This is a genomic window from Wolbachia endosymbiont of Drosophila ananassae, assembly GCF_008033215.1.
Taxonomy (GTDB): Bacteria; Pseudomonadota; Alphaproteobacteria; order Rickettsiales; family Anaplasmataceae; genus Wolbachia; species Wolbachia pipientis.
Window position 1 is genome coordinate 543,122 of sequence record NZ_CP042904.1, and the last position, 26,081, is coordinate 569,202.

At 35.7% G+C, this 26,081-nt stretch carries 28 protein-coding genes, 2 tRNA genes and 2 pseudogenes; 7 read left to right on the top strand and 25 right to left on the bottom strand.

All coding sequences use genetic code 11. From position 1 onward, the window contains the following. Positions 1–20 precede the first annotated feature (20 nt). The 19 genes from rpsN to carA all read right to left on the bottom strand — a co-directional run bounded on the left by rpsN (position 21) and on the right by carA (position 9,151). Positions 21–329, bottom strand: coding sequence for a 30S ribosomal protein S14 (gene rpsN, locus EA652_RS02660; RefSeq protein ID WP_006279345.1), 309 nt, complete (start codon positions 327–329; stop codon positions 21–23). Positions 330–345: 16 nt separating this feature from the next. Next, a complete protein-coding gene (gene rplE, locus EA652_RS02665; RefSeq protein ID WP_010962750.1) occupies positions 346–879 on the bottom strand; it encodes a 50S ribosomal protein L5 in 534 nt (177 codons plus the stop codon). 6 nt (positions 880–885) lie between these two features. Then, on the bottom strand, positions 886–1,203 hold the full coding sequence (gene rplX, locus EA652_RS02670) for a 50S ribosomal protein L24 (RefSeq protein ID WP_006279347.1): 318 nt from the start codon (positions 1,201–1,203) through the stop codon (positions 886–888). Further along, positions 1,203–1,562, bottom strand: a complete 360-nt coding sequence (rplN, locus tag EA652_RS02675) for a 50S ribosomal protein L14 (RefSeq protein ID WP_006279348.1) — start codon at positions 1,560–1,562, stop codon at positions 1,203–1,205. Before rplN ends, rplX begins: the two co-directional genes overlap by 1 nt. A 13-nt stretch (positions 1,563–1,575) precedes the next feature. Continuing rightward, complete coding sequence (rpsQ, locus tag EA652_RS02680) at positions 1,576–1,812, bottom strand: 30S ribosomal protein S17 (RefSeq protein ID WP_007549925.1); 237 nt, start codon at positions 1,810–1,812, stop codon at positions 1,576–1,578. After that, positions 1,805–2,008 carry a 50S ribosomal protein L29 gene (rpmC, locus tag EA652_RS02685; protein ID WP_006279350.1) on the bottom strand — a complete coding sequence of 68 codons (204 nt, stop codon included), beginning with the start codon at positions 2,006–2,008 and terminating at the stop codon, positions 1,805–1,807. The genes rpsQ and rpmC overlap by 8 nt, the downstream gene beginning before the upstream one ends. Positions 2,009–2,019: 11 nt before the next feature. Beyond that, complete coding sequence (gene rplP / locus EA652_RS02690) at positions 2,020–2,433, bottom strand: 50S ribosomal protein L16 (RefSeq protein WP_010962752.1); 414 nt, start codon at positions 2,431–2,433, stop codon at positions 2,020–2,022. A gap of 14 nt (positions 2,434–2,447) precedes the next feature. Further along, positions 2,448–3,062, bottom strand: a complete 615-nt coding sequence (gene rpsC / locus EA652_RS02695) for a 30S ribosomal protein S3 (RefSeq protein WP_010962753.1) — start codon at positions 3,060–3,062, stop codon at positions 2,448–2,450. Between the two features lie 39 nt (positions 3,063–3,101). Then, complete coding sequence (gene rplV, locus EA652_RS02700; protein ID WP_007549821.1) at positions 3,102–3,449, bottom strand: 50S ribosomal protein L22; 348 nt, start codon at positions 3,447–3,449, stop codon at positions 3,102–3,104. Between the two features lie 5 nt (positions 3,450–3,454). Continuing rightward, a complete protein-coding gene (gene rpsS, locus EA652_RS02705) occupies positions 3,455–3,739 on the bottom strand; it encodes a 30S ribosomal protein S19 (RefSeq protein ID WP_006279181.1) in 285 nt (94 codons plus the stop codon). Positions 3,740–3,742: 3 nt separating this feature from the next. Then, complete coding sequence (gene rplB, locus EA652_RS02710) at positions 3,743–4,567, bottom strand: 50S ribosomal protein L2 (RefSeq protein ID WP_012673181.1); 825 nt, start codon at positions 4,565–4,567, stop codon at positions 3,743–3,745. Between the two features lies 1 nt (position 4,568). Then, positions 4,569–4,856 carry a 50S ribosomal protein L23 gene (locus EA652_RS02715; RefSeq protein ID WP_012673182.1) on the bottom strand — a complete coding sequence of 96 codons (288 nt, stop codon included), beginning with the start codon at positions 4,854–4,856 and terminating at the stop codon, positions 4,569–4,571. Next, positions 4,853–5,467, bottom strand: a complete 615-nt coding sequence (rplD, locus tag EA652_RS02720) for a 50S ribosomal protein L4 (protein WP_012673183.1) — start codon at positions 5,465–5,467, stop codon at positions 4,853–4,855. The genes EA652_RS02715 and rplD overlap by 4 nt, the downstream gene beginning before the upstream one ends. Before the next feature lie 2 nt (positions 5,468–5,469). Then, a complete protein-coding gene (gene rplC, locus EA652_RS02725) occupies positions 5,470–6,192 on the bottom strand; it encodes a 50S ribosomal protein L3 (protein ID WP_006279218.1) in 723 nt (240 codons plus the stop codon). A 9-nt stretch (positions 6,193–6,201) separates the two neighbouring features. Next, positions 6,202–6,522, bottom strand: a complete 321-nt coding sequence (gene rpsJ, locus EA652_RS02730; protein WP_012673184.1) for a 30S ribosomal protein S10 — start codon at positions 6,520–6,522, stop codon at positions 6,202–6,204. A 14-nt stretch (positions 6,523–6,536) separates the two neighbouring features. After that, positions 6,537–7,709, bottom strand: coding sequence for an elongation factor Tu (tuf, locus tag EA652_RS02735; RefSeq protein WP_012673185.1), 1,173 nt, complete (start codon positions 7,707–7,709; stop codon positions 6,537–6,539). A gap of 78 nt (positions 7,710–7,787) precedes the next feature. Continuing rightward, positions 7,788–7,858, bottom strand: a tRNA-Gly gene (locus EA652_RS02740). 4 nt (positions 7,859–7,862) lie between these two features. Beyond that, positions 7,863–7,945: transfer RNA gene (locus EA652_RS02745), tRNA-Tyr, on the bottom strand. Between the two features lie 114 nt (positions 7,946–8,059). Beyond that, entirely contained in the window at positions 8,060–9,151 is a 1,092-nt protein-coding gene (carA, locus tag EA652_RS02750) for a glutamine-hydrolyzing carbamoyl-phosphate synthase small subunit (RefSeq protein WP_006280739.1), read from the bottom strand. A gap of 205 nt (positions 9,152–9,356) precedes the next feature. Between carA and EA652_RS02755 the strand changes: the two genes are divergently transcribed. Next, positions 9,357–9,851 (top strand): hypothetical protein, encoded by a 495-nt coding sequence (locus tag EA652_RS02755; protein WP_007549176.1) that lies wholly within the window; start codon positions 9,357–9,359, stop codon positions 9,849–9,851. Positions 9,852–10,393: 542 nt separating this feature from the next. On the opposite strand, the gene EA652_RS02760 is transcribed toward EA652_RS02755, so the two are convergent. Then, entirely contained in the window at positions 10,394–11,491 is a 1,098-nt protein-coding gene (locus EA652_RS02760) for a hypothetical protein (RefSeq protein WP_121721670.1), read from the bottom strand. A gap of 100 nt (positions 11,492–11,591) precedes the next feature. Beyond that, entirely contained in the window at positions 11,592–12,500 is a 909-nt protein-coding gene (glpX, locus tag EA652_RS02765; protein WP_007549174.1) for a class II fructose-bisphosphatase, read from the bottom strand. A gap of 112 nt (positions 12,501–12,612) precedes the next feature. Here glpX and EA652_RS02770 point away from each other — a divergent pair, with 112 nt between their 5' ends. Beyond that, complete coding sequence (locus EA652_RS02770) at positions 12,613–13,656, top strand: hypothetical protein (protein WP_238514260.1); 1,044 nt, start codon at positions 12,613–12,615, stop codon at positions 13,654–13,656. Positions 13,657–13,734: 78 nt separating this feature from the next. On the opposite strand, the gene EA652_RS02775 is transcribed toward EA652_RS02770, so the two are convergent. Both EA652_RS02775 and ppdK read right to left on the bottom strand, forming a co-directional pair. Beyond that, on the bottom strand, positions 13,735–15,117 hold the full coding sequence (locus tag EA652_RS02775) for an IS66-like element ISWen3 family transposase (protein WP_007548562.1): 1,383 nt from the start codon (positions 15,115–15,117) through the stop codon (positions 13,735–13,737). 114 nt (positions 15,118–15,231) lie between these two features. Next, complete coding sequence (gene ppdK, locus EA652_RS02780) at positions 15,232–17,958, bottom strand: pyruvate, phosphate dikinase (RefSeq protein WP_173862868.1); 2,727 nt, start codon at positions 17,956–17,958, stop codon at positions 15,232–15,234. Positions 17,959–18,168: 210 nt separating this feature from the next. Here ppdK and EA652_RS07435 point away from each other — a divergent pair. The 4 genes and pseudogenes from EA652_RS07435 to EA652_RS02800 form a co-directional block, all read left to right on the top strand. After that, positions 18,169–18,405: pseudogene (locus tag EA652_RS07435) on the top strand (PD-(D/E)XK nuclease family transposase); the annotation flags it as partial. Positions 18,406–18,881: 476 nt separating this feature from the next. Continuing rightward, complete coding sequence (gene ltrA / locus EA652_RS02790) at positions 18,882–20,420, top strand: group II intron reverse transcriptase/maturase (protein WP_147737889.1); 1,539 nt, start codon at positions 18,882–18,884, stop codon at positions 20,418–20,420. After that, entirely contained in the window at positions 20,417–21,190 is a 774-nt protein-coding gene (locus EA652_RS02795) for an Rpn family recombination-promoting nuclease/putative transposase (RefSeq protein ID WP_007550849.1), read from the top strand. Before ltrA ends, EA652_RS02795 begins: the two co-directional genes overlap by 4 nt. Next, entirely contained in the window at positions 21,191–21,661 is a 471-nt protein-coding gene (locus tag EA652_RS02800; RefSeq protein ID WP_147737885.1) for a pyrimidine dimer DNA glycosylase/endonuclease V, read from the top strand. A 587-nt stretch (positions 21,662–22,248) separates the two neighbouring features. Here EA652_RS02800 and EA652_RS02805 read toward each other — a convergent pair. Both EA652_RS02805 and EA652_RS02810 read right to left on the bottom strand, forming a co-directional pair. Then, positions 22,249–23,103 carry a TomO hydrophobic C-terminal domain-containing protein gene (locus EA652_RS02805; RefSeq protein WP_244942334.1) on the bottom strand — a complete coding sequence of 285 codons (855 nt, stop codon included), beginning with the start codon at positions 23,101–23,103 and terminating at the stop codon, positions 22,249–22,251. A 205-nt stretch (positions 23,104–23,308) separates the two neighbouring features. Beyond that, the gene (locus EA652_RS02810; RefSeq protein WP_244942335.1) at positions 23,309–24,493 is read right to left on the bottom strand and encodes a hypothetical protein; all 1,185 of its coding nucleotides are present in this window, start codon (positions 24,491–24,493) and stop codon (positions 23,309–23,311) included. Positions 24,494–24,735: 242 nt separating this feature from the next. On the opposite strand from EA652_RS02810, the pseudogene EA652_RS07535 reads away from it, so the two are divergent. Continuing rightward, a pseudogene (locus tag EA652_RS07535) lies at positions 24,736–26,031 on the top strand (cytoplasmic incompatibility factor CifA). Positions 26,032–26,081: the final 50 nt, after the last annotated feature.

A 26,081-nucleotide genomic window follows, 5' to 3' on the forward strand; every position in this document is an offset into this window, starting at 1 on the left:
ATATACTCCTTATATTATATTTACCAACTAGACTTTGTAACTCCTGGAATTTGCCCAAAAGAACATAAATCACGCAAAACAATTCTACATAAACCAAATTTTCTATATACTCCTCTTGGTCTCCCAGTTAAAGCACACCTATTTCTAATTTTGGTTTTAGAAGAATTTCTAGGCAATTTTTTAATTAATTTATTTTGAGCTGTAAACCTTTCTACAATAGACAAATTCTTATTATTTATTATAGATTTCAATTTTTCTCTTTTTTCTTTATATTGATCGCACAACTTTATTCTGCGAAGATTTCTTTCTATCATAGATTTTTTTGCCATATATTTCTCCTCTCAATTAATCAAAAAAAGGAAATTTAAGAGCCAGTAATAATTCCTTTGCTTCCTTATCACTAACTGCACTTGTTATAATATTAATATCCATACCTCTAATTTTACTTATTTTATCATAGTCTATTTCTAAAAACGAGATATGTTCCTTTATACCAAAGGAAAAATTACCATTACCGTCAAATTGCTTCACACTAAATCCTCTAAAATCTTTTTCCCTTGGCAAAGCAATATATATCAATCTTTCTAAAAACTCATACATTTTATCTCTACGCAAAGTTACTTTGCAACCTACTGTAGCACCTTTTCTGATCTTGAAGCCAGAAATAGATTTTTTTGCAAAAGTTGATAAAGGCTTCTGCCCAGCAATCAAATATAGGCTATCAAGTGGTTCATTTATTGCTTTACTATCTGTAGCAGCATCTCCAACGCCCATATTGATACACACCTTGACAAGTTTAGGCACTTGCATTATATTGCCGTAATTAAACTTATCCTTCAAGGACTTTACTATGCTATCTTTATACAATTCTTTAAACATATCAACCTAATCTATCACTTCTCCAGAAACTTTTGCAAAACGCACTTTTCTACCGTCTATAACCTTAAACCCCACTCTAGTTGGAGTTTTATATTTAGGGTCCAATGTTGCAACGTTGGATATATCAATAGCTAACTCTTTATTTAATATACCACCACTACTACCAGCTTTTGGTTTAGTATGTCTCTTATGCACATTCACTCCAGAAACAATTACTTTCTTTTTAGCATCACGTGCTATAACTTTGATTACCTTACCAATTTTTCCCTTATCTTTACCAGTTAAAACTATAACGTCGTCACCACTTTTTATTTTAGCACTCATTATAAAACCTCAACAGCTAATGACATTATCTTCATAAAAGAACCAGATGATAACTTTTTTACCGGACCAAACACCCGAGTGCCAAGTGGTTCACCTTGATCGTTAATCAAAACTACAGCATTGCTAGAAAAACGAATTACAGAACCATCAGATTTTCTAATAGGGCTTTTCACCCTCACCACAACTGCTCTATATACTTTTCCCTTCTCAACTTTCCCTCTTGGAGTAATAGATTTAGTAGATACAATAACTGTGTCACCTATAGATGCAGACTTTCTACCACCCAATAAACCAATACAAAGCACTGCACGCGCGCCAGAATTATCAGCTACTTCCAACAATGTATTTTTTTGAATCATATAAATATCCTATTCAATGTGAGCTATTAACAATAACCCATTTTTTAGTAGTAGAAATAGGCTTGTGTTCTTGTATTAAAACCTTGTCCCCTTCTTTACAACTATTATTCTCATCATGTGCTGTATACTTCTTGTATTTTTTTATAACCTTTTTATACAGCTCATCCTTATACACTTGTAATACCGAAACCTTTACAGTCTTATCACACTTAGCCTTAGTTACAGTACCACAAAAAACCTTTTTAGGCATTCTTTTCCTCTCTTCTTCTTTTATTTAATGTAGTTAAAATACGAGCTATGCTCTTTCTTATTAAGCTAAAACGCGAAATATTGTTGCACTGGCCCAGCTTCTTTTGAAAAACCAAATTAACAAACTCTTTTCTCAAATTCACAAGAATTTCATGCAATTCTTGCGAGGACCTCGATTCAATGTCAGCTATATCCATTGCAACTCCATTTAATTATGATTAGATACAAATTTACACTTCATAGGAAGCTTAGCAGTTGCCTTTTCAAGCGCCAATCTTGCTAAATGCATGGGAACATCACTGCTAATTTCAAACAACATTCTACCGGGCTTAGCTTTAAATACCCAAAACTCAACACTACCTTTCCCTTTACCCATACGCACATCCGCCGGCTTTTTACTAACAGGGGTATCAGGAAAAATTCTTATCCACACTTTACCAGAGCGTTTTAATGTTCTAGATATTACACGCCTTGCAGTTTCAATATGCTTAGATTGAATCCTACCTGCTTCCATAGCCTTTAGACCATAATCTCCAAAAGATAATGTGCTACCACCTTTCGTGTTACCCTTAATTCGTCCTTTAAATACTTTTTTATATTTACTTTTTTTAGGAATAAACATTTCAATATACCTAATTAGTTACCAATATAAACCCAGACCTTAACTCCTATGATGCCATATATAGTTTTTGCTTCAGCAAAAGCATAATCTATATTAGCACGTAAAGTATGCAAAGGCAAACGGCCTTCTTTATACCACTCAGTACGAGCTATCTCAGCTCCGCCAAGGCGCCCAGAACAACTTACTTTAATACCTCTAGCACCCATCCTCAAACAACTTTGAATAGCTTTTTTCATCGCTCTTCTAAATGAAACCCTTTTTTCTAACTGCTGTGCAATGCTGTTTGATATTAAAACTGCATCTATTTCAGACCTTTTAACCCCTACTACATTCACTTCCACATTATTTTTTACTTTTTCAGCTATCTTTTGCTTTATCTTCTCAATATCCGAGCCTTTCTTACCTATTATCACTCCAGGTCTAGAAGAATGTATTATTACAGATACCAAATCGATCGTACGCTCTATAATTACTTTAGAAACACCAGCATGCTTAAAAGATTCATTTATATAACTGCGAATAGATAAATCTTGATGCAACCCTTGTTTATAACCCTTCTCAGCATACCAAATAGATGACCAAGTATTAATTATTTTTAACCTAAATCCTTTAGGATTAACGTTTCCCATATTTTTGCACTTTCCTTATTAATTTTCTATTTTTATGAATCATATAATTTCCCCCAATTTTACAGTTATATTACTATAACGTTTACTAACTCTATTAGCTCTACCCATAGCTTTTGGACATACCCTACGCAAAGTAAGAGACTTACCTATTAAAATTTCTTTTATATATAAATTATCGATATCCAATCCATAATTTTGAGCATTAGCAATCGCAGAATTTAATACCTTCCTTATAAGACCTGCAGCTTTCTTTTCACAAAATCTTAATTGCACAGTGGCAAAAGAAACTTTTTTATTACGTACTAAACCAGCAACCAAATTCAATTTACGAGGAGTTGATTTTAAAACCCTAGAACCAGCTTTAACTATTACATCTCTGTTTTTCATATCAATTACCTTCTTGTCGCCTTTTTATCACCACTATGCCCAGTAAATTTACGAGTGGGTGAAAACTCACCAAACTTATGACCTATCATATTCTGATCATTAACATTCACAGGAATATAATCCTTACCATTATAAACAGCAAATTTTAAACCTAAACAATTAGGAAGAATTACAGAAGCCCTGGAATGAACTTTTATAGCCATGTTAACAAACCCCTTGTTTAAAGCATTATTCACCGACTTTAATATAGAAGGATGACAAAAAGGAGGCTTCCATGCAGATCTACTCATAAACTAACCTTTCAATTGTTTTATATACTTATCACTAGATTTATTTCTCTTCCGAGTTTTCTTTCCTTTTGTTGCAACACCCCAAGGAGTAACAGGATGACGACCACCAGAGGTTTTTCCTTCCCCGCCTCCATGAGGATGGTCAACCGGATTCATTGCAACTCCACGTACAGTAGGTCTAATCCCAAGCCACCTACTTCTCCCAGCTTTACCCAACTTTCTATTCTTATGGTCAGGGTTAGATACTACACCAATAGTAGCCTTGCAAGAAGATAAAATCAACCTAATTTGACCAGACCTGAGTCGTAATAAAACATATTGGCCATCACGACCAACGATTTGTGCATAACAACCAGCAGCTCTAGCAATCGCAGCACCATTACCTGGCTTCAGCTCAACATTATGAACGAAAGAACCAACAGGTATATGCTTGAGTAGTAAACAATTCCCTGGCAAAATATCAGCATCATTCCCAGCTGTAACAACATCACCTGGCTTCATACCTTGAGGAGCTAATATATAAGACTTAATATCATCCTCCTTATATGATATTAACGCCAAAAACCCACTTCTATTTGGGTCATACTCTATTTTTTCAACTATACCTTGACCACTTCTATTACGCTTAAAATCTATCACTCTATACTTCTTTTTGTGACCACCACCCCTATGACGAGTTGTAATTCTACCATGATTATTTCTTCCACCACTGGACTTTTTACCGGATGTAAGAGACTTTTCTGGCTCATCTTTTGATAAACCAACTTTACTTACTAACACAGTCCCACGAGAAGACGGAGTAACAGGATTAAAAAATTTCATACCCATACTAAACGCTCATTATATCTAATTTTTGACCACCCATCAAAGAAAAATAAACTTTCTTTTTCTGTTTTTCACAACCAATCACACCCCTAAAACGCCTATATTTAGGCTTAATTCTAACAACATTTATAGAAGAAATTTTAACATCAAATAGAGACTCTATTGCCAACTTTATTTGACGCTTATTTACATTTACAAAAACATACAAAGAATATTTATTAAACTTCTCCCTCAAAAAAGAGGCCTTTTCTGTAATTATAGGAGATTTTATTATATTATTATATTTGATCATAACAATCTACCTTCAAGATGCTTTAAAGTATCCTTTGTCAACATCACGCATTCGTGATTCAATATATCAAAAACATTTAACCCAATAGGTTTGATTAAGTCTACATAGTGCAAGTTTTTAGCCGCACGCAACAAATCATCTCCATAATCACCAACTATCAAAAAGGAAGAAAATTTAAAATTTTTAATACATTTACACATTTCAGACGTTTTCTTCACATCAATATTTAAATTATCCAGAATAATTACTTGATTATTTAAATACTTTAGAGATAAAGCAATTTTTAAACCAAATTTGCGTACCTTCTTATTAAGAGAATAAGTATGACTCCTCACAACAGGGCCGAAAATAATCCCACCACCTCTAAATTGAGGAGATCGCAAGCTCCCTTGTCTTGCCCTACCGGTACGTTTTTGACCATAAGGTTTAGCTGTTGTACCAGAGACATCACTAATACCTTTTGTTTTATGAGTACCAGCTCTTCTCTTCGCTAATTGCCATCTCACTATATCATGCAAAATACTCAATTTTTGCTTAGCAGAAAATATCAAAGGATTGAGCTGAGCAGTACCTACATTATCATTAGATAGATTAACTAAATTACATTCCATAACTAACTTACCAAATTACTAGCATCATCATTTACATCTAACAGTAAACCTACCGGAAAAGGAACATCTTTATGTAAAGATTTTTTAACTGCATCTCTTACAAAAACATAGGAATTTTTAAACCCAGGAACATTATTACCCTTCACAGCAATTATACTATTTTCATGATCAATGGATAATATCTTCATATTTTGTGCAGTTATCCTGCTGTTACCTAAATGACCAGCCATTTTCTTTCCTTTGAATACTCTACCAGGATCCTGACATTGGCCAGTGGAACCTTGTGATCTGTGAGCAATAGAAACACCATGAGATGCCCTAAGCCCACTGAAATTATGCCGCTTCATCACACCAGCAAATCCTTTACCTATAGAATAACCCGTAATATCAAGATATTGACCAACCACAAAATGATTGATTCCCACTTTTTTACCACATTCTATTCCCGACAGGTCATTTAATCTACTTTCGTATAACTTACATTTATTATTTATACCCTTTTTCTTTAAATATTCCAACTGAGGTTTTGCTATATTTTTAAAATCTCCTGTGCCTAAAATGACTGAATTATAGCCACATTTATCTTGTCCTTTTATATCAATAATATAAGTTTCGCTGAGATGCAATAAAGTTACAGCCATGCGACTATTGTCAGAATACATAGCAGTATGACCAATATTCATCATTAGTAAACCAATTCTCCTCAGCGAATTTATTCTCTTCATTTCCTTCTCCTAAACCTTAACTTCCTTGACTTTTAAATCCACTTCTACGCCAGCAGAAAAAGATAAACCTGTAAGCATCTGCATCATAGTAGGAGTAAGATCATGTAAAACAATCAAACGCCTAGAAGTTCTCATTTCAAACTGTTCACGAGATTTTTTATCAACGTGAGGAGATCTATTAACAATAAATTTAGAATCTTTCCTTGGCAACGCAATCGGACCAGATAATTTTGCACTGGACCGCTTTAATTCATCAACAAATTTTCGAACACACTCCTCCAATAAAGAACAATCGAAAGCCTTAATGTTAATATATATATCTTGCTTCATCTTAGTTACTACACTCACTCCAAAATTTCAGAAACAACACCAGAACCAACAGTTCTACCGCCTTCTCTTATCGCAAAACGCAATCCCTTATCCATTGCTATCGGTACTTGCAATTCTACTTCTACACTCACATTATCTCCTGGCATTACCATCTCCTTCCCATCTAGTAATTTTATGCTCCCAGTTACATCCGTTGTCCTTAAATAAAACTGTGGCTGGTAATTCGCAAAAAATGGTGTATGCCTTCCTCCTTCCTCTTTCTTTAATATATAAACCTCCGCCTTAAACTTTCTATGCGGCGTTATCGTCCCCGGTTTTGCTAATACTTGCCCTCTCTCCACTTCTTCTCTTTTTGTTCCTCTCAGCAATATTCCTACATTGAGCCCTGCACTTCCCTTATCCAGCAACTTCTTAAACATCTCAACACCTGTACATATCGTCTTTTGTGTTGCTTTTAAACCTATTATCTCTATCTCTTCTCCCGTCTTTATCTCTCCCTTCTCTATTCTTCCTGTTACCACTGTTCCTCGCCCCGATATCGAAAATACATCCTCGATTGGCAATAAAAATGGTAAATCCACAGGCCTTGGTGGAACCGCCACATATTCATCTAACTTTTCCATCAATTTATCTATTGATTTCTTTCCATATTCGCTGCTGTCATCCTCCAGCGCTTTCAATGCAGATCCCACTACCACAGGAACTTCATCCCCTGGAAATCCGTATTTATTCAGCAATTCCCTCACTTCCATTTCTACTAAATCCATCATATCAGCATCAGCAACATCAGCTTTATTTATATACACCACGATATATCCAACACCTACCTGCTTCGCCAGCAATATATGCTCTCTCGTTTGTGGCATTGGCCCATCAACCCCTGACACTACCAATATCGCCGCATCCATCTGTGCTGCACCTACTATCATGTTCTTTACATAGTCAGCATGTCCAGGACAATCAACGTGTGCATAATGCCTTTTTTCCGTCTGATACTCAACATGCGCTGTTGCTATCGTTATCCCCCTCTTCCTTTCTTCTGGCGCTTTATCTATCTGATCGTACGCTACAAAATTTCCATAATGCTTTGTTATTGCCGCTGTTAACGTTGTCTTCCCATGATCCACATGTCCTATTGTTCCCACATTTACATGCGGCTTTCCAAATGCTTCCACTACTGCTGTCATAATTTAAACTTTTCTACCTAAAATACAAATACATCAATAAATAATATGTTGATTTTATAAAAATACAACAAAAAAAAGAGCGGATAGTGGGAATCGAACCCACGTCACTAGCTTGGAAGGCTAGAGCTCTACCATTGAGCTATACCCGCACAATGGAGGAGGTAGGATTCGAACCTACGTACGCTCACGCGGACAGATTTACAGTCTGTTACCTTTAACCACTCGGTCACTCCTCCGCAAAAATTTGTTAAGAGAATACTATTTTAGCATCTTAACTTAAGCTCTTATTGTATTTAATACTAAACGCCTAAAATTAAAAAATCAAGCAATAAAACCTACCCTAATTAAAATCATGCAGATTTCATTTTATACAACACAATATTGTCAATAAAACGTCTAAACAAATAATGCGAATCATGCGTACCTGGCGCTTCTTCTGGATGATATTGCACAGAAAAGACTGAGTAATCCTTCATCATTATTCCCTCTACACTATTATCAAATAGAGAAATGTGAGTAATTTCAACATTACTTGGAAGAGAAGCTGAATCAACAACAAAACCATGATTTTGGCTAGTGATCCCAACTTTTCCACTACTTACATCATAAACTGGATGGTTGCTCCCTCGGTGACCTATATCCATCTTGATGGTCTTTGCCCCCAAAGTAATCGCAAGTAATTGATGGCCCATGCATATGCCAAAAATTGGTATTTTAGATTTTATAATAATGTCTATTTCTGAAACTACACTTTCTCCTATTTCTTGCGGATCACCAGGACCATTTGAAAGCACTATCCCATCTGGATTCATACTCAACACTTTTTGAGCAAAACCTGTGCTTGGTCTGATTAATTCAACTGTACAACCAAGTTCTATTAAGCGTGAAACTATACTGATTTTTACGCCAAAATCAACGATTACAACCCTATATTTTGCATTAAGGTCACTTTTAAAATTACTATGCAAGCTGACTTTATTGGTTATTTCTATCCCATTTACAGATTTGTATTCCTTCAATTTGTCCAACGCATGCGCCTTACTCGATGAGCATATCATTCCATTTTGAGATCCATGTTCTCTCAAATGTCTCGTTAAAGCTCTAGTATCAACTCCTGATATCCCAATCACGTTATTTTTCTCTAACCAATCATTTAAACTGATATATGAAGAAGGGTGGGACATAGAAGAAAGTTCACGCATAACCACACCACTTGCAAAAATTTTCTTTCCTTCATTATCCTTATGGTTTATTCCAACGTTACCAATATGAGGAAAAGTGAACGTTATAATTTGATCGGCAAAAGAAGGATCAGTTATAGTATGCTGATAACCGGTCATACCAGTGGTAAAACAGACCTCACCTATGCACTTACCTTTTTTACCTATTGATTTTCCCCAAAAGCATTTACCATCTTGTAAAATTAAAACTGCGTCCTGCACTTCATTATCTATTTAACTGATTCAAAACAGTATACAAGAATTTCAAATAATACGTAACTCTTTCTAAAATTCCAAATTTAACCACGAAGCAGCAAAAAATAACATGAAAAACTTTTAATACAATCTTTCATATAAAATATATAGTTGACTACCTTCATATTTCGTATTAGATATAGGTAAATCATAAGTAAAGTGGAGGGTAATAATGAACACTGGTACAAATCAATCAAAAAAAATAAATGAGAAGTGGTTAGCTGGAGGAATTGGCGCGCTATTATTTGTAATGATGCTACCGTCGATTCTTCTTTTAGCAAAAATAGCTATAGGGCTAATTATGGTTTCAGTTGCAGCAATAGCGATAAAAGTTGCCTTAAAAACAATATCGAATGCTTTAGAGGATAAACAGGCAGATCAAAGCCAAGCGACGCAACAAACAACACAAAGTAAAATTATAAACCTGGCTATTGGATTAACATCTATATTCGTAGGAGGATTATCACTATTCATTATAGCACAAACTGGCTTAATTGCAGCATGTGCAGCTATAACTGCTTTAGCTCTACACGAATATGTTAAAAATCAAGAAATAGGAAAAGAGATAAATGATAAATTCGATGAGGTAGCTAACAGTATAACTAATTTTATTGTTAGCAGTGTTGAAAAACTTATTTCAATAAAGTCGCCAGGCATAACAGCCTAAACTGTCTCCGTTCAGGGCATAAGTGTTACAAGTAGCATCATACAAGGCGATTAACGGCATCCTCCTGATAATAGAATAATTGTATCTGTTCAGGGGCATCGCAAATATTGAAGCAAAAGTGATCAGTGCTTACTATACGAATATTGTGATTTGAATCCACTAGGGAGGATGTCATCCCAGTGCCCAGACACTGGGATCCAGGAATTTTGATTAGAGATTAAATTGGTGAGTATAAAAGTAGCTAATTCTACGTTAAAATACAACGTTTTTAATGGGACTGCGTAAAAGGGCTGGATTCCAGTGTCAAGCACTGGCATGACAAGAAAGGGAGCACTGGAATTTTTGTTTCAGCATTAGCCATGCATCTGAACAGATACCCAAGTCAAATATAATGAAATTATCCTTTCTGCTTTTAAACTTTCATTCTCTTTATTCCAGTCTTTCTATTTTTGCTTCTAACTTTTTTATTTTTTGCTGTAAATTTTCGCACAATTCTAAAGAATCAACCATGTTACCTCACATTTTCTCTATGATTATCTTTATTATTCTTCTCTGTCCATCTTATTTGCTGCTTTCCCGAACGGATGCTCTACAGTTATTTTCTCATCAATAGCCGAGCTAGGTGCACCAGAATCAGGTACAATGATATTCTCGTGTGGTTGTATGTTCTCTTTTTCCTCACATGGTGTTTGCTTAATGAAATGTGCTGCTAAAACTTCATGTAAAGCTTTACCTTTTATAAGCACAGCCTCGTTTTGCTTAGTTAACTCTAAAATTTTCTTTGGTTCAACATCTTTACCGTCAATAGTTGATTTTTTAATACTAACTTGACCTAAATTTATATTTAAAACAACAGCGCAATTAAGGCCTTTTTCAGATTCATCTTTTGCACCCCAACTAATTTCGGTGTCACATATTGCAAATTTTGTAAAGGAGTAGTTCCTCTGTTGTTTCTCATTCTTCTCAATCGTTGCTATTCTTTGACCTTTTTCGTTGTATATTTTTTCTCTTTCTAATTCACTTTTTTTGTTGAATAAGCTACTAACTTCTAAAGTTTGCCCAGGTTTAATTTTAATATTAAGATTCTGATGAATATTGCGATTTTTTCCAATATGAGGTCCATTAAAAAAAGCACCAGGGAAATCGCCATTTAATAATTCTTTTGCATCCTGGTCCCCCTCTCTAATTCTACCCAAATATATATTCAATCTTTCTGTGAATTTCTTTCTATCTTGAGCATTACATTTCTCACCTATTATATTGATTATTTTTTCTAACTGTTCACTGTTCTGCAGCATGGAGATAAAAAGAAAAACATTTTTCTTTCTTCCATAATATTTTGTTATTTTATCGAATGGATTTGCCTCTTTACCTTCATTATAATTTATATCATACAAAGAATAGTTAAATGGACCATTTGAGAAATCTAAATTATCAAAGTCTGACAATATATATTGTACTTCAGGATTATTATCAAACATACATTCATCTTTGGAAACTTCTTGTACAATTAATTTCTCTTGCGAAATACCCTCTGTAGCATTTTTATCACGTGGGTCAACTATAGGTTGAACCTTTTTATCATGTGGGTCAATTATAGATTGAACCTTATTGTATAATTGAAACAATAAACCTACCACTCCAGGACCTCCTTTTTCTTAAGATAGAAACAATATAAATAGTATATTCTAATATCAGTATTGTAAAGCTAAAGTTTAGGTGTATTGAAAAATAATTAACCTAATTTATAACTTGCAGCTTTATCAGCTTGTTAGGTAGAATTATTAAAGAACTAGTTGAACATATGTTATCAACTCCATCCACAAGTTCTCCGCTTGTTACTCCAGTTGCAATGAACACTGATTCACCTCTTGCCATATCTTTTACGGCGTAGACTTTTTCTGGGTCATCAATATTTAAATTTTTTGCTCTTTCTCTTAACTGATCCGTGTCAAGTACTAATCTTCCCTCCATCTGTCCGCCGATAGAGCTTAGCGCTGCAGCCGCAAGCACTCCCTCTGGTGCTCCTCCTATACCGATATACATATCATGATTGCCATTTACTAGTGAAACTATGGCCGCAACATCACCATCATCTATTAGTTTAATTTTTGCTCCTAATTTCCTGATTTTCTCTATTAATTCACCATGCCTTTCACGTTTAAGTACAGTTACCACGAGATCATTCACTTTGCATTTTTTTGCCTTGGCTAAATTGTCTAGATTCTTTTCAATGCTATTTTTTAGTGAGACTACACCCTCTGGAAGATTTTTTCCTACTGCTATCTTTTCCATATAAACATCAGGTGCATGTAAAAAATTACCTTTTTTCGTTGCAGCAAGAACGGACATTGCCCCTGATTTGTAATGAGCACAAATCGTAGTGCCTTCAAGTGGGTCAACAGCAATGTCAATCTCAGGACCATTTCCAGTGCCAACCTTCTCGCCAATATATAGCATCGGCGCTTCATCTCTCTCACCTTCACCAATTACGATAGTACCATTTATTTCCATTGAATTTAATACTGTACGCATTGCATCAACTGCAACCTGATCAGCCTTTTTTTCATCGCCGAAGCCTGCTAGTTTATATGCAGCAAGTGCTGCAGCTTCGGTCACTTTAACTAATTTATAGGCTAAATCTTCCATCATTTGCTTTAAGAACCATAAATAAAGCATTGAATATATATCATGCTGCTTGAAACTGCAATATGTCTTGACTGGTTATGGGAAAGTTGCTATAATAAATTAGATAGTAATAGTGGTAAAATTTGACATGACTTATGAAAAGATAAAGGAAATTGTAACTAACAATCCTAATATAACTGCTGAGGAGTTTGGTGAGAAGCTCAAAGAAAATAGGATAAACATAAAAAAAACAAATAAATATCATTATACTTTACTTGGGCATATTGTTAATTCAAAGGGACCTAATATTACAGACAACACCAATGATCGTGCTATATTTCTACACATTATTAAATTACTCACAGAGTTGAAAACTGAAGGCAATACTGGTCAATTCAAACATGTAAAAGCTGGATTGAGCGAAGCTATAACGACTAAGCAAGCTGATGTTGTAAGAATACTCCTGGATAGTGGTAAGTTTAATGAAGAAGAAAAATTTAACGCTTTGCTCTGTGCTGTTACTCAAAAGTATGTCCAGGGAGTTAAATTATTGTTAGGTCATGTAAATGATGAAAACATGCAAAAGGCTTTAAAGGTGGCCATGGATAAAGAACAAACTACACAAGTTGAAGAAATTACTCAGATACTATTAAATTTTATTACACCAGAAACATCCAATGTAGAAGAAAATATAGTACCAGCACCTCCTATAGTAACAGAAGCAAATGCTAACCAACCTGTGTCAAGTAGTGTTAATGATCAGCCAGGTCATAGTAACGAAAATGAAACGCCTGTAATACCAGAGGAAACAAATACTAAGCAAACTGCCACACCAAATAATGATAATAAAGCTAACGGCTTCGTAGATGCTCAATTTTCTATGCCAAATGAACAAGAAACTAAATATAAAGAGAGCAAAAAGGATTTTTACACCTCATTGACAAAAGATGTTGTTGGAGTTGTTATTACAGGATTATTCATTACTGCTGCTGTAATGGTTCCATTTGTAGCTGGTGCAGTAGTTTGCAGTGTCATAGCTGCTTTGGTTGCAATATACACCGGGTTGCATGTAAAAAATTCTACATTACCAAGTTATAGGGAGATGAGAGAGAATGAAGTTGAACGTGTAACAGGATGTCATCCCAGTGCCCAGACACTGGGATCCAGAAGGCCATAATAAAAACTAGATTCCAGCGTCACGCGCTGGAATGACACCCTCTGGTGGGCTCAAACCGTATCCGTTCAGGAGAGTGGTTTAAGAAACAATAGATAGGAGATTTTGGAAAGGATTGAGACCCCTTTGTTTCCAAGTTAAGTATAATGAAATTATCCGCTCAAGGAATGTATTTCCCCGCTTTGATTGTGTAAAATATGAGTTTTTGCGATAAACGACATAATGCCGAATTTGCCGTTCAGCGTGGTTATTTGTCAGCGGAATATTTTCTGGGTCATCTAAAAATTTCCACATCATTCTTTCAGATCTCAGAACATTTTTTGCAACTCGAGAGGCTCCAATTGCTTCAGGTAAACGAGATATCTCCTTCAAGTAATACTTTGTACGTTTTCTTAATTTTCTGGCACGTCTGACAAACCTCAAAACATCTATCTCACTTTTTAGTAAAGCTTTTTTTAGTGCAAATAATTCAGTGGCCACGTTTCTCAAGTAACAACCCAGAACTTTAACTTCAATATTCCAACTATGTGCTAATCTTTCAAAATCTCTTGATAAATGTGCCCAACAGATTTGCCTGTTTTTATCGGCAAAATAATTGTATGCTGCATACCTGTCAGTTATTACCAAGCTATTGCGATTGCAGAATTTACTATTTTGTAAAACTTTCATTCCTCTTGACTCTGTAAATTTTACAAAACTTGCCGTATTGCTTGCAAACATCCAACACCAAGCGAGTTTACCTTTGTTATAATGGCTCGTTTCATCAATATGTAGAACTTTACTCCTACTTATCTCTTGTTCGATCTGCTCATACATTTTTTTGCATTTTGAAGCAACTCTATGTTCACTATTTGATATGCTACCGACGCTTATGTTCAAATTGAAGATATCATTTACGACACTCGCTATTTCGCGTTTTGAATTTTTGTAGAATCCGCTGAACGCTGCAATTATTGACTTAACCCTTGGACCAAATGTATCTGGCGTAACACCTTCCGGTAACTTGCTACTTCTTCTCTTTCCGCATCTCCGACAACGGCCATGTTCTAACTGATATTCCACTACATAAGGCTTGATTTCTGGAAGATCAACTTTCTGATGAATATATGGTTTTTCACATATTGCAATTTCTCCTCCGCATTCGCAAGTATTAGGCAACTCTATCTTTACTACTTTATCTGCATCCATGTTGGCGCGAAAACTTCCTTTATGACCAACCTGACCGCCAATATTCCTTTCGCTTTTCGGCTTATTCTTTTTTATTTTATACAACTCTTTGGAACTTGGTATTGATGAATTTTTTGAGCTTAAACCGAGTCTTTCTCTTAACTCAGCATTTTCTATCTTTAAAGCCTTATTTTCTGCTTTTAAACTTTCATTCTCTTTTTCCAATCTTTCTATTTTTGCTTCTAACCTTTCTATTTTTTGCTGTAAATTTTTGCAAAGTTCTAAAAGGTTTACCATATTATTTCACTTTTGCTCTATGATTATCTTTTTAGATCACCTTGTCTACCTTATTCTGCCACTCCGCTGAACGGATACCTCAAACCATATGAGTAGCCAACACTGCCACTATACTTACCTAGCAAATTTAGATCTAACACTAAACTGTGCTGCCACTAACTTTGCAATCGGTACTCTATAGGGTGAGCATGAAACATAATCCACCCCTGATTCGATGAGAAACTCTATAGATTTTGGATCTGCTCCATGCTCTCCACATATACCCAGTTTTATTTCTTTTCGGGTTTTTTTGCCTCTTTCAATGGCCATCTTGATTAACTCCCCTACCCCTTCGATGTCCAGCACTTCAAATGGATCATTGTCAAATATGTTGTTTTTCTTATAGGAATCGAGGAAATTAACTGAATCATCTCTTGAAAGTCCCATGGTTGTTTGCGTTAAATCATTAGTGCCAAAACTAAAGAACTCTGCATGTTTTGCTAACTTATCAGCAATCAGTGCCGCTCGTGGTAGCTCTATCATTGTTCCAATTGAGTACGCCTTGTCTGATGTCATTCCAGCGCGTGACGCTGGAATCTGCGTCTGTGAGATAACAGAGGATTCTTTCTTTGCTAGCTCGCATATCAGAATAAATTCTTTCTCGCTCATGATAAAAGGAATCATGATTTCAGGCTCCACTTCTATCTTCTTTTCTTTCTTTAATTCACTTGCAGCACTAAGTATTGCCCTAATCTGCATGCTATATATTTCAGGATGAGAAATGGCAAGTCTACAACCTCGATGGCCAAGCATTGGGTTCTTTTCTGATAACTGTGCTATTTTATTTTTTACTGACTCAACTGACTTACTAAGTGATTTGGCAATTTTTTCTATAGTAGACTGATCATTGGGTAAAAATTCATGCAAAGGTGGATCAAGCAACCGTATAGTGACTTCCCTGCCCTCCATAATAGAAAATATTTCTTTGAAATCAGACTTTTGCATTTCTTCTAGTTTAATGAGCGCATTTGCCCTTTCATTTTCATCGTCAGCTATTATCAACTTTTGAATGAATTCGATTCTATCACTAGCGAAAAACATATGTTCTGTGCGACATAAGCCTATACCTTCTGCACCGAATTCTTTTGCAATTTTTGCGTCTTTTGGAGTATCAGCGTTCGCTCTCACTTTGACCGTTTTGATTTCATCTATCCAGTTGATTACCGTTTTGAATTCTTGCGATAATTCAGGTGAAATTGTAGGGAGAATGCCAAGCATAACCTCCCCTGTTCCTCCGTTGATGGTAATTGGTTCACCTTTATTTACTTTTGTATCCCCTACAGAAAAGAAAGTTCCATCTTTATCGATATAAAGTCCACTCACACTGCAAATGCATGGCTTACCCATTCCACGGGTTACAACAGCAGCATGCGAGGTCATCCCTCCCCGTGCTGTTACTATGCCACTTGCAGCATTCATTCCATTAATATCTTCAGGACTCGTTTCTGACCTTACTAAAATCACTTTTTTACCCTGCTCTGCAGCTTTTTCAGCATCACTTGCACTAAACACTACATATCCAGAAGCAACACCTGGAGAAGCAGGTAGCCCCTTCCCTATTACTTTTTGGTCACTCTTAACGTCAAGAACTGGATGCAATAAATTGTCAAAAGTTTTTGGATCAATTCTCAATATTCCTTCTTCTTTTGTAATCGTTCCTTCGTTTACCATATCAACTATTATGCGAATAGCAGCTTCAGCCGTGCGTTTGCCAGACCTAGTCTGCAAAATCCATAATTTACCGTCCTGTACAGTAAATTCGATATCCTGCATGTCTTTATAATGCCTTTCAAGTTTTTCACATACCACGCATAATTCTCGGTAGACACTTGGCAGCAACTTCTCCATGGTGTTTTTTTGCTCTCCGTCAATTGGCATAGGAGTATAAACACCAGAAACCACATCCTCACCCTGAGCATTAACCAAAAACTCACCAAAAAGCTTTTTTTCTCCAGTTGAAGGATTTCGTGTAAATATCACACCAGTTGCAGAATTATCATTTAAATTACCAAAAACCATTGCTTGCACGTTGACCGCTGTTCCAAGGTTTTCAGGAATATTATGTATTCTTCTATAGGAAACAGCCCTATCATTTTTCCAAGAGGCAAATACTGCATTAACTGAGTTTAACAATTGCTCTTCAACGTTCTGCGGGAAATGTTTCTCAGTTTTTTCATATACTATCTTTTTAAAATCGTTAACAATTCTCTTTAAAACATCAACATCAAGATCAGCTAAGCTTTTTGCTCCACTCTTTTGCTGCTCATTATCAATAACATCTTGAAATAGGTGATGATCAAGCTGTAGTACAACATTGGAGTACATCATGATGAAACGGCAGTAGCTATCGTAAGCAAAACGTTCGCCACTTTTTTTTGCAAGCCCAACAACGGTTTCATCATTTAGACCAACATTTAAAATAGTATCAAGCATGCCCGGCATTGAACTAACACTACCAGAGCGTATGGAAACTAATAAGGGATTATTTAAATCCCCAAATTTACAACCGATGTCATTTTCGAGCATCGTCATGTAGTTTTTAATTCCACTACATATGTCATTCCAGTGCGTGACCACATTTTTTTCTGGATCCGAGTAATCAGATACTTGGATGACAGAAGATCTATTGTCTTGATAATAGACTTTGCAAGCAGAGGTGGAAATTGTGAAACCAGGTGGAACAGGAATGCCAACATTGCACATTTCTGCTAAATTTGCCCCCTTTCCTCCCAGCAGATTTTTCATTTCTGCATTGCCTTCGCATTTACCCTGGCTAAAGTAATGTATTAACTTTTCCCCCATCATTTTCTCCGGATTTTCACTGATAAACACATTGTACATATAGTTCCAATAAACCTGTGAGGACTTGAAACCTTAGGATAATAAATTTTACAAAATTTTGCAACAACGTTCCCTCTGGCAACATCAGTAAAGTTAACAAAAAAGATGACAAATTATTGAATTATTATCAATAAGAATATATAATATAAAGATACATTTAAAAATTTTTTTATGGCTCTTTCTAAGTTTCTCGACCCCAAGAATGATGTTGCGTTTCGGCGTATTTTTGGTACTGAAAAAAATAAAGACATCCTCATTCACTTTCTCAATGATATTTTGGGGTTCACTGGCAAAGATGAAATAAAAGAAATAGAATTCCTCAGCACTATTCAAGATGCTGAAATTGCTTCTGATAAACAAAGCATTGTTGATGTTCTTTGCAGGGATTCTAGTGGGAACAGGTATATCCAAAGGATTCTAAAGCTTATTGAACCAGATGTTTTGCCATCTGAGTCTACGCATCAGTGCGAATTGGGTAACCAGTTGGTGCCGAGCGACGCGGACAATGAACCTCCTCTTGATAAAGAAGATGCTCAATCGTGAGAGAAAGCATAAACTACAAGCATCATGTGGTTGGAGGGCTAGGCTTAGTGGTATGGTGAACGTAAGTGAAGCTTCATAAGTATCGTAACGATTAAAGAGCTAAAGATGCTGATAAGCTCCGACCAAAAGGTAATGTGGATGAGTTACATTTTTCATTTCTGGATGTACGCAAATAATAATTCCACCGGTATAGAGAAGCCACCTAACCCACTATTGTATGACAAAAGGAACAGGATAAGCCTGTATTTGCCTATGGCCACCCGTAATGCTTGTGCATAAGGATTTGAACGTCCACGCGAAACAGAACTTCATTGGTCCGGCCGCCAATCACCCTAAACCCAGTGTCACAGCAACGTTGCAGGACCAATAACTCCGAAGCATGGAACCAGTTACCCTGGAAGAAATGCCAAAAAGTTGTTATGAGGCTACAGAGGCGTATTGTTAAGGCTGTCCAACAAGGCAGATGGGGTAAGGTGAAAACTTTACAACACCTTCTCACACGCTCTTTTAGCGGCAAAGCTTTGGCGGTTAAGAGAGTAACTGAAAACCAAGGAAAAAACACAGCAGGTGTAGATCGTCAAATATGGTCAACTTGCAACACAAAATTTCAAGGAATAAAGCTATTAAAACAAAGAGGATACAAACCTTCTCCGCTAAAACGGATATACATCAGTAAGTCTAATGGCAAAAGAAGACCTCTTGGAATCCCTACGATAAAAGATAGAGCCATGCAAGCATTATACTTGTTTGCTTTGGAACCGATAGCTGAAACGATCAGTGATCGTCACTCTTATGGTTTTAGACCAAAAAGATCCTGCGCAGACGCTACTGTGGCTTGTCACTTGTTACTGGCAAGCCGTAACCAACTACAATGGATACTCGAAGGTGATATTAAAGGGTGTTTTGATAACATTAACCATGAATGGCTCATGAAGCATATTCCTATGGAGAAGAAAATTCTTCATAGCTGGTTAAAAGCTGGCTTCCTAGAATCAAAAACTCTGTATTCCACAACTGCAGGTACCCCACAAGGTAGTATCATCTCTCCAATACTAGCAAATCTAGCCCTAAATGGACTTGAAAAATCATTGGAAAGTCAATTTGGTAAACTTGGCAGTAAAAGAAGAAGCAAAATCAGAAGTGGAGTAAATGTAATCAGGTACGCAGATGACTTTATCATTTCAGGAATCACACGTGAAGTACTGGAAAATGAAGTAAAACCTCTAGTATCGTCCTTTCTTCAGGAGAGAGGTCTTATCCTTTCCGAAGAGAAAACAAAAATTACATCTATTACAACAGGGTTTGACTTTCTTGGTTGTAATGTACGCAGGTATAATAAGAAGTTAATTATAAAACCTTCAAAAGAAAGTATTAAGAAACTTCTTAATAAAGCACGTACATTGATAAAGGCAAACATAGCGAACACTCAGGCCGTACTAATCAAGTTGCTCAATTCCCTATTAAGGGGATGGGGAAATTACTACAGCCATGTGTGTGCGAAAAGAGCTTTTAACAAAATAGACCATGAAATTATGTGTGCTCTATGGAAATGGGCAAAGAAAAGACATCCTCGTAAAGGATTACGTTGGATAAAGAATCGTTACTTCAAGGTAATGAAACAACGCCAATGGGTCTTTGCTGCACCCATATGCAAGAACAAACCGAAAGAGATAAGGTATTTAAGACTGCTTAGGTTGATTGATATACCTATCAGACGACATGTTAAAATCAGGGCGGATGCAAATCCACTTGACTTAAAATGGAAAAAGTATTTTGATGAAAGAGTGAAACAAACAAAAATGTTAGCAAGCTCTTTCTCAAGAGAAGGTTCTCTACTGTTGGTGTCACCATTAAGAATGATGTTTTCTGAGGAATCATGAAGGACAAGCCGGTTCGAGAAAAGAAGGACTTAGATAAGGGGCTCAAGCGTAGTGTGGGGAAACCTGCATGCTGCGTTTCTAAGGGAGGGAGTAGTAGCAATACTACTTCCTTACCTAACCAGCTCGCTAAAACTAAGGGCTTTGAAAAACGTGCTCAATACTATGCTGCTAAAGCCTATTCAAGACAGGCTGACAAAGGCGATCAATATCATGACCTTAAGGAAATTATCTTTATTGCTATAGCAGACTGTATTTTATTTCCTGATAAGTCTGAGTATAAGTCAAAGCATACCATTCGCGATGAAGATACTAATGAACATGATCTAAAAGATTTTTACTTTATATTTATTGAGTTGCCTAAATTTCCAAAAACCAAAGAAGATCAGCTTTCAAGTATTGTTGAGAAATGGGTCTACTTCTTTAAATATGCAGATGAGACTAGTGAAGAAGAGCTGGAAAAAATAATAGGTAGTGATCTAATAATTAAAAAGGCCTATGAAGAACTAAATAGGTTCAACTGGTCAGAAAAAGAATTTATTGCCTATGAACAGGAAATAAAACGTATTCTTGATGAACAGGCTGTCCTTGCTCAAAAACTTGATGATGCTACTGCAAAAGGCATCCTCATCGGACATGAAAAAGGCAGAAAAGAGAGGGAAATTGAAGTTGCAAAGAATCTACTTAAAGCAGGAGTTTCTATTGATATCATAGCTCAAACTACTGGTCTTACAGCTAATGAAATTAAAGACTTAAGCTCTTTGGATGTTTAGATGAACATCTTTGTACTAGATGAAAACCCAGAGATTGCGGCAAAAATGTTATGTGATAAGCATATAGTAAAAATGCTATTAGAAACTGCTCAGTTACTGAGTAATGTTTTTTCAATAGCATTAAAAGTGCCAAATCCTTTAGTCAGCATCACAGACCAGAATATAGAAGTTCCATATAAACTTACTCACAAAAACCACCCTTGTTCTCTATGGGCTAGACAATCCAAAGGGAACTTTTTCTGGTTAATAAAATACGGAAGGGAGCTGTGCAAAGAGTATACTTGGCGATATAAAAGAAAACATAGATCAGAAGAAGTTATAGATTGGTGTGATAGTAATAAGAATTTGCTTGTTTTTCAATCAACCGATATAAAGCCTTTTGTACAGGCGTTACCAGATCAATATAAGTCTAGTCATTCAGTAAAAGCTTACAGAGAGTACTACCTAAAAGAAAAGATGAGGTTTGCTTAGGGTTTGATTGGTTGTTTAGGAATCGTCTGAAAAGCAAATAAAGAACGTTAATTAGTGATGGACCTCTTCTCACTTTAACTCTATTTGAAAATCATTAAAATCGTCCAATCTTTAACCCAATTGAATACCATTCAGCATTACTCCACTGTTCCGTTGATTTAATTTAATTTGCCTCAAAGTACATGCTAATTTCGCATGCATTCCTTAAACATTACTCATGGTAGTTGCTGCATCACCGTATAACACCCGGAAATTTCAAAGCCAGGTTCGATATACTCTTTTATAACCTAACGAAAATCTGAGTTCAGAACATAAAACCAGTCCCTTAATATAACTACTTTGCTGTTCCCTTACTATCATTTACAAAGAAGCCCTTATATTTTTCTACTAAATCTGGTCTTTTCTTCATCTATATCTCCTTCTACACCTAGAACTCTATTCGCCAATTCCCTATTCTCTAGAGAAATAAGTAATGCTCTATATCACCGTCAGAAATTAATCTGCCGCACCGAGAACTGATAGACCTTTTTATCTTTCCCATTATCTCTTTTCTTGGGGTGAGTAAAACAATATATTTTTCCACATAGTTATAAGCTGGGAACCATAAAAACAGCTTCATGATCAGCCATTTTAAAAGTTCGATCAAGTTCAATATTCCTAAGCGTTGTACTTGCCTTATATGAACAATAACATCCCAATGTAAGGAAAGTTAATGCAGTCAAAGCAAGTGAAATAGATATTCCTAAATGAGACATTGTTAAACTTGTGCCAACAGCAAATACTCCAGATAATATAAGAGAAGCAGAGGCATAAATTATTTGCTTTCTACTCTGAGCTCTTGCTTCTGAGAATTGAGATTTTACTGCTGAACTTTGTTCAGAGACTCGAGATAGGTTGCTAGTCCTTTTACTATAACCTTGTTTTACATTAACACCCACAGACTCAGTGGCAACTTTTGAATCCATCTCATCCTGGATTGATATATCAATATTTTCCGGCTGTTCATTAGCTAGAATAAGCTCATCATGCAAATTTTTTACAGAGCAAAAATGTGAGGGATCGATACTAAAGCTTTCTTCAATGCCTTCTAATCGTTTATTCTCTTCCTTTAATCGTTCTATATTTCCTCGTAATATACTATTTTCTAATAGCAATTCCTCACATTGTTTCCCTTTTGCATCTATCTCTTGTTCCAGCTTTACTAGTTTAATTTCATAGTCTTTACATAACTCAGCTTTTCCTTCCGGTATATCTGCATCCTCCACTTGTATACACGAATCTTCGGTTTCTCTTTTTGTCTTTTCCGCTCTTAACAAATACTCATAATCATCTTCTAACCCATTTATTTTTTGCATTAATCGTTGATTGTTCTCATTCAGCCCATTTATAACTTCCTGCATCTTTTCTTTTTTATTAAATAGCAATTCCTTTTCTTCTTTCAAGTTCCAAGTTTCCTTAGCAAATTTACTGCTACTTTAACTCTAAAATTGAGATTCATTCATTTTAATCCTTCATTTTGTCTAAGATATTTGAATCACTTTTAATTTTAGGTTTCATTACATGAGAATTTTCCTAAAATCTATAAATCTTTAGCTGTTCTTTGCGAATTATTACTTTCATTTAGGTATACGTTCCACTAATCTCTTCTTAAACGTCCACCAGTATAATCACCAGGTTAGATGGATTGGCAGGTTTAATCGGGGTACTCGTATCAACAGAAGCTCCAAATGGCATAAACAGTGCACTTCGGCTGCTCTTAATCGATCTACCTAGTGAAGGTATATCACTATTATAAAGTGTTCTATCACCACTAGAGGCAACTTGCTCTTGTCTATAATTTGTAGAAGTTCCTGTTGGACTAGTACCATTTTTCTGATCTTCTCTACTGCTTTCATTCGTAAAGCGCTTCACTCCCATTACCCTCCTAACATTCTCTCCAAGTTCTTCTCTTTCGATTATAATACGAGATTCATTTTTTTCATAGTTAATTTTATCATATAATTGTTCACATTCTTTGTAGGACAATATTGGTTGTAGCGTCTTCTTCTTTACTTCTTCATCGTAGAAAGCTCTCAGCTTATCATTTGATAATATTGCTATAGCTTCTTTTACATCAGGATGCAATTGAGAATGCCCATTTTTGCATGAATGAACACGGTTCAGTAGAAAAATCTTAACAGAGTGTTGCTTGTATTCCATAATTTCCTCTAATGTAATTCCCATAACTTTTTCTTGTGATTCTATGTATCCTAGAGCTTCTTCAAAGTCTTGTCTGTTAGAGGTGAGAGGTTGAGCTTTTTTTAACTTTTTGATCTCACTATCTTTTGGATGCACACCATTAACTTCAATAACAGGGATAACACTTGCAGAGTCAATCGCATTTAACACAATACTACAATCATCTTGATTTTTTAGGAAAGCTTTTAGCTGTTTTTTAAAGTTCAATAAATTACTTAATTTATCTTCATTAGTTTTAGATTTTTTGATTTGATCATAAACGTTTCTGGCTGCTTGGTTATTCTCTTTATCAGTCCTTATTTTACTTTCTAACTTACCAAGGAGTTTGCTCAGTGGTTTTTTAAGTTTCTTATAATCGTTAACAAGCAGTTCTCTTATCCGTCTTTCAAAATCTCCTTTTTCTTTGAATCTCAAAACAGTATATAGATCATCTTCAGCCCTCTGCTGATCGGATTTTGTATTTACAACCATAACCTTACCTAACACTAACAGATACTGCTGAACAGAACTTAAGGGCGAAGTTAAAACACACTTAGTTAAAGTCATAAGCACTTCTCCAATTAATCTTACTAATATTCTTCTGGAAAACAACATATCTACTGACCTTATTCTTGGGAATATAAATAGAAAAAGTGCATCACCTATAGTCTCCAGAAAACCTGGTGTTAGCTGTCAAATTAAGATTTCTAGAAAATACTCAATAATTCCAGACAGATTTCTCTAGGCCTGACCAGAACGTTTGGGTATCAAATAGGTCTTTCTGGAGTAATTAGGTGTTGTAACTTAGTTACAAATTTAGTACCATAGCGTTGTTTTCATGATATAGGGAGGTTTAAATGCCAATAGAAACAAAACGTCAGGCTGAAGTGCTTAAAAAGCTACAAGATGTGATAAAACATACAGATCGTGACATTGCGGCTGGAAGAAAGTTAGCTATTAAAAGGTGGGTCGAGACCTATATAGAGTATATCAAACTTTTTAAGGATGATAAGCTGGAATTCTTATATAATGTTTTTCGAGATGAAGGTTGTTGGTTAGGTACAAGGTTAAATAATACTGTTTTAGGTCAGAAATTGACTGAAGAGAAAATAGGAGAAATCGATAACCCACTACCAAGGTATGGTATGGCATCTAGGTACTGTATAACGGGCAAGATAGGTGATTTTTTCAACAAACAGTTTGTACTCTCTAGAGGTCAATTTACTTCAGAAGAGGTAGATAGTCAAGGTAATCCGATCAGTGATCAATATGTAAGAAACATTCTGCTATCATCCATGAAGAGAAATGGTCCTGTGTTTGATTTCTGGATCGATAGAGAATCTGGGGAATTAAAGAAGTATGATGCAGTAGAAGGTTTTGACAGTGCTGTAAAACTTAAGTGGAGCGAAGGGGTAGAGTATTTTTATAATCAGTTAGAGGAAAAAGATAAGGAGAAGAAGCTTACAGAAGCTATTGTTGCTCTTTCTCGTCCTCAATCTGTTAAGAAAGACGCTCCTATTTTAGATTTTTGTGTAAGGAATATAGGCGATAAAGATACTCTTTTACAGAAATTATTGCAGAAAGATAAGGGAGTATATTCCCTTCTTGCTGAATCAATGGATTATGTTCTGATGGCCCACTAATCCTGTTTAATAAGGCGTCTCATCATCAATCCCAAATGTTCAAATCCTGAGCCTAAGTTCAAGCTAGATCCCTATTATGATTGAAATGTGTTGGAGAGACCCCTGCCTAAACACAGAAAAGAGCTTGATTAATCACATTGGAAACGAGAAGATGTTTGTAAGCCCGATAGGAAAATAGAGAAAGAAGAAATATTAGATATGATTTCATTTGCCAAAGGTTGCTTTCCTGAAAAGTTTGACCTTTTTAAAGAAGTCATGATAGAAAATCTTAGAATATGTGGTAGGGAAGGAAAGAGGAAAGGTGTAGATTACGGCAAGTTTGCAGAAGAGTTATTTCTTCAGTTAGAGAAAGTAACTTTACCTTCTGTAGGTGATGGTCCTTGGAATAATTTGCGGTCTCAATCTAAGGTATCTTTGCCACTTGATGGTTCTGGTGATGGCCCACAGTCTGAGTTTGAAGCTCCTAGTGTGAGTGGTATTTCTGGTTCTCATAAGAAAAGAAGAATCTAGTCTACTCATTAATGTGAGTGGTTTTTCTGGTCTTAGCAAATAGAGAGGTG

What these genes read in the sequence shown, in the direction of transcription:
- rpsN (WP_006279345.1), bottom strand. Translation starts at nt 329, where the DNA reads ATGGCAAAAAAATCTATGATAGAAAGAAATCTTCGCAGAATAAAGTTG.
- rplE (WP_010962750.1), bottom strand. Translation starts at nt 879, where the DNA reads ATGTTTAAAGAATTGTATAAAGATAGCATAGTAAAGTCCTTGAAGGAT.
- rplX (WP_006279347.1), bottom strand. Translation starts at nt 1,203, where the DNA reads ATGAGTGCTAAAATAAAAAGTGGTGACGACGTTATAGTTTTAACTGGT.
- rplN (WP_006279348.1), bottom strand. Translation starts at nt 1,562, where the DNA reads ATGATTCAAAAAAATACATTGTTGGAAGTAGCTGATAATTCTGGCGCG.
- rpsQ (WP_007549925.1), bottom strand. Translation starts at nt 1,812, where the DNA reads ATGCCTAAAAAGGTTTTTTGTGGTACTGTAACTAAGGCTAAGTGTGAT.
- rpmC (WP_006279350.1), bottom strand. Translation starts at nt 2,008, where the DNA reads ATGGATATAGCTGACATTGAATCGAGGTCCTCGCAAGAATTGCATGAA.
- rplP (WP_010962752.1), bottom strand. Translation starts at nt 2,433, where the DNA reads ATGTTTATTCCTAAAAAAAGTAAATATAAAAAAGTATTTAAAGGACGA.
- rpsC (WP_010962753.1), bottom strand. Translation starts at nt 3,062, where the DNA reads ATGGGAAACGTTAATCCTAAAGGATTTAGGTTAAAAATAATTAATACT.
- rplV (WP_007549821.1), bottom strand. Translation starts at nt 3,449, where the DNA reads ATGAAAAACAGAGATGTAATAGTTAAAGCTGGTTCTAGGGTTTTAAAA.
- rpsS (WP_006279181.1), bottom strand. Translation starts at nt 3,739, where the DNA reads ATGAGTAGATCTGCATGGAAGCCTCCTTTTTGTCATCCTTCTATATTA.
- rplB (WP_012673181.1), bottom strand. Translation starts at nt 4,567, where the DNA reads ATGGGTATGAAATTTTTTAATCCTGTTACTCCGTCTTCTCGTGGGACT.
- EA652_RS02715 (WP_012673182.1), bottom strand. Translation starts at nt 4,856, where the DNA reads ATGATCAAATATAATAATATAATAAAATCTCCTATAATTACAGAAAAG.
- rplD (WP_012673183.1), bottom strand. Translation starts at nt 5,467, where the DNA reads ATGGAATGTAATTTAGTTAATCTATCTAATGATAATGTAGGTACTGCT.
- rplC (WP_006279218.1), bottom strand. Translation starts at nt 6,192, where the DNA reads ATGAAGAGAATAAATTCGCTGAGGAGAATTGGTTTACTAATGATGAAT.
- rpsJ (WP_012673184.1), bottom strand. Translation starts at nt 6,522, where the DNA reads ATGAAGCAAGATATATATATTAACATTAAGGCTTTCGATTGTTCTTTA.
- tuf (WP_012673185.1), bottom strand. Translation starts at nt 7,709, where the DNA reads ATGACAGCAGTAGTGGAAGCATTTGGAAAGCCGCATGTAAATGTGGGA.
- EA652_RS02755 (WP_007549176.1), top strand. Translation starts at nt 9,357, where the DNA reads ATGAACACTGGTACAAATCAATCAAAAAAAATAAATGAGAAGTGGTTA.
- glpX (WP_007549174.1), bottom strand. Translation starts at nt 12,500, where the DNA reads ATGGAAGATTTAGCCTATAAATTAGTTAAAGTGACCGAAGCTGCAGCA.
- EA652_RS02775 (WP_007548562.1), bottom strand. Translation starts at nt 15,117, where the DNA reads ATGGTAAACCTTTTAGAACTTTGCAAAAATTTACAGCAAAAAATAGAA.
- ppdK (WP_173862868.1), bottom strand. Translation starts at nt 17,958, where the DNA reads ATGGGGGAAAAGTTAATACATTACTTTAGCCAGGGTAAATGCGAAGGC.
- EA652_RS02795 (WP_007550849.1), top strand. Translation starts at nt 20,417, where the DNA reads ATGAAGGACAAGCCGGTTCGAGAAAAGAAGGACTTAGATAAGGGGCTC.
- EA652_RS02800 (WP_147737885.1), top strand. Translation starts at nt 21,191, where the DNA reads ATGAACATCTTTGTACTAGATGAAAACCCAGAGATTGCGGCAAAAATG.
- EA652_RS02810 (WP_244942335.1), bottom strand. Translation starts at nt 24,493, where the DNA reads ATGTTGTTTTCCAGAAGAATATTAGTAAGATTAATTGGAGAAGTGCTT.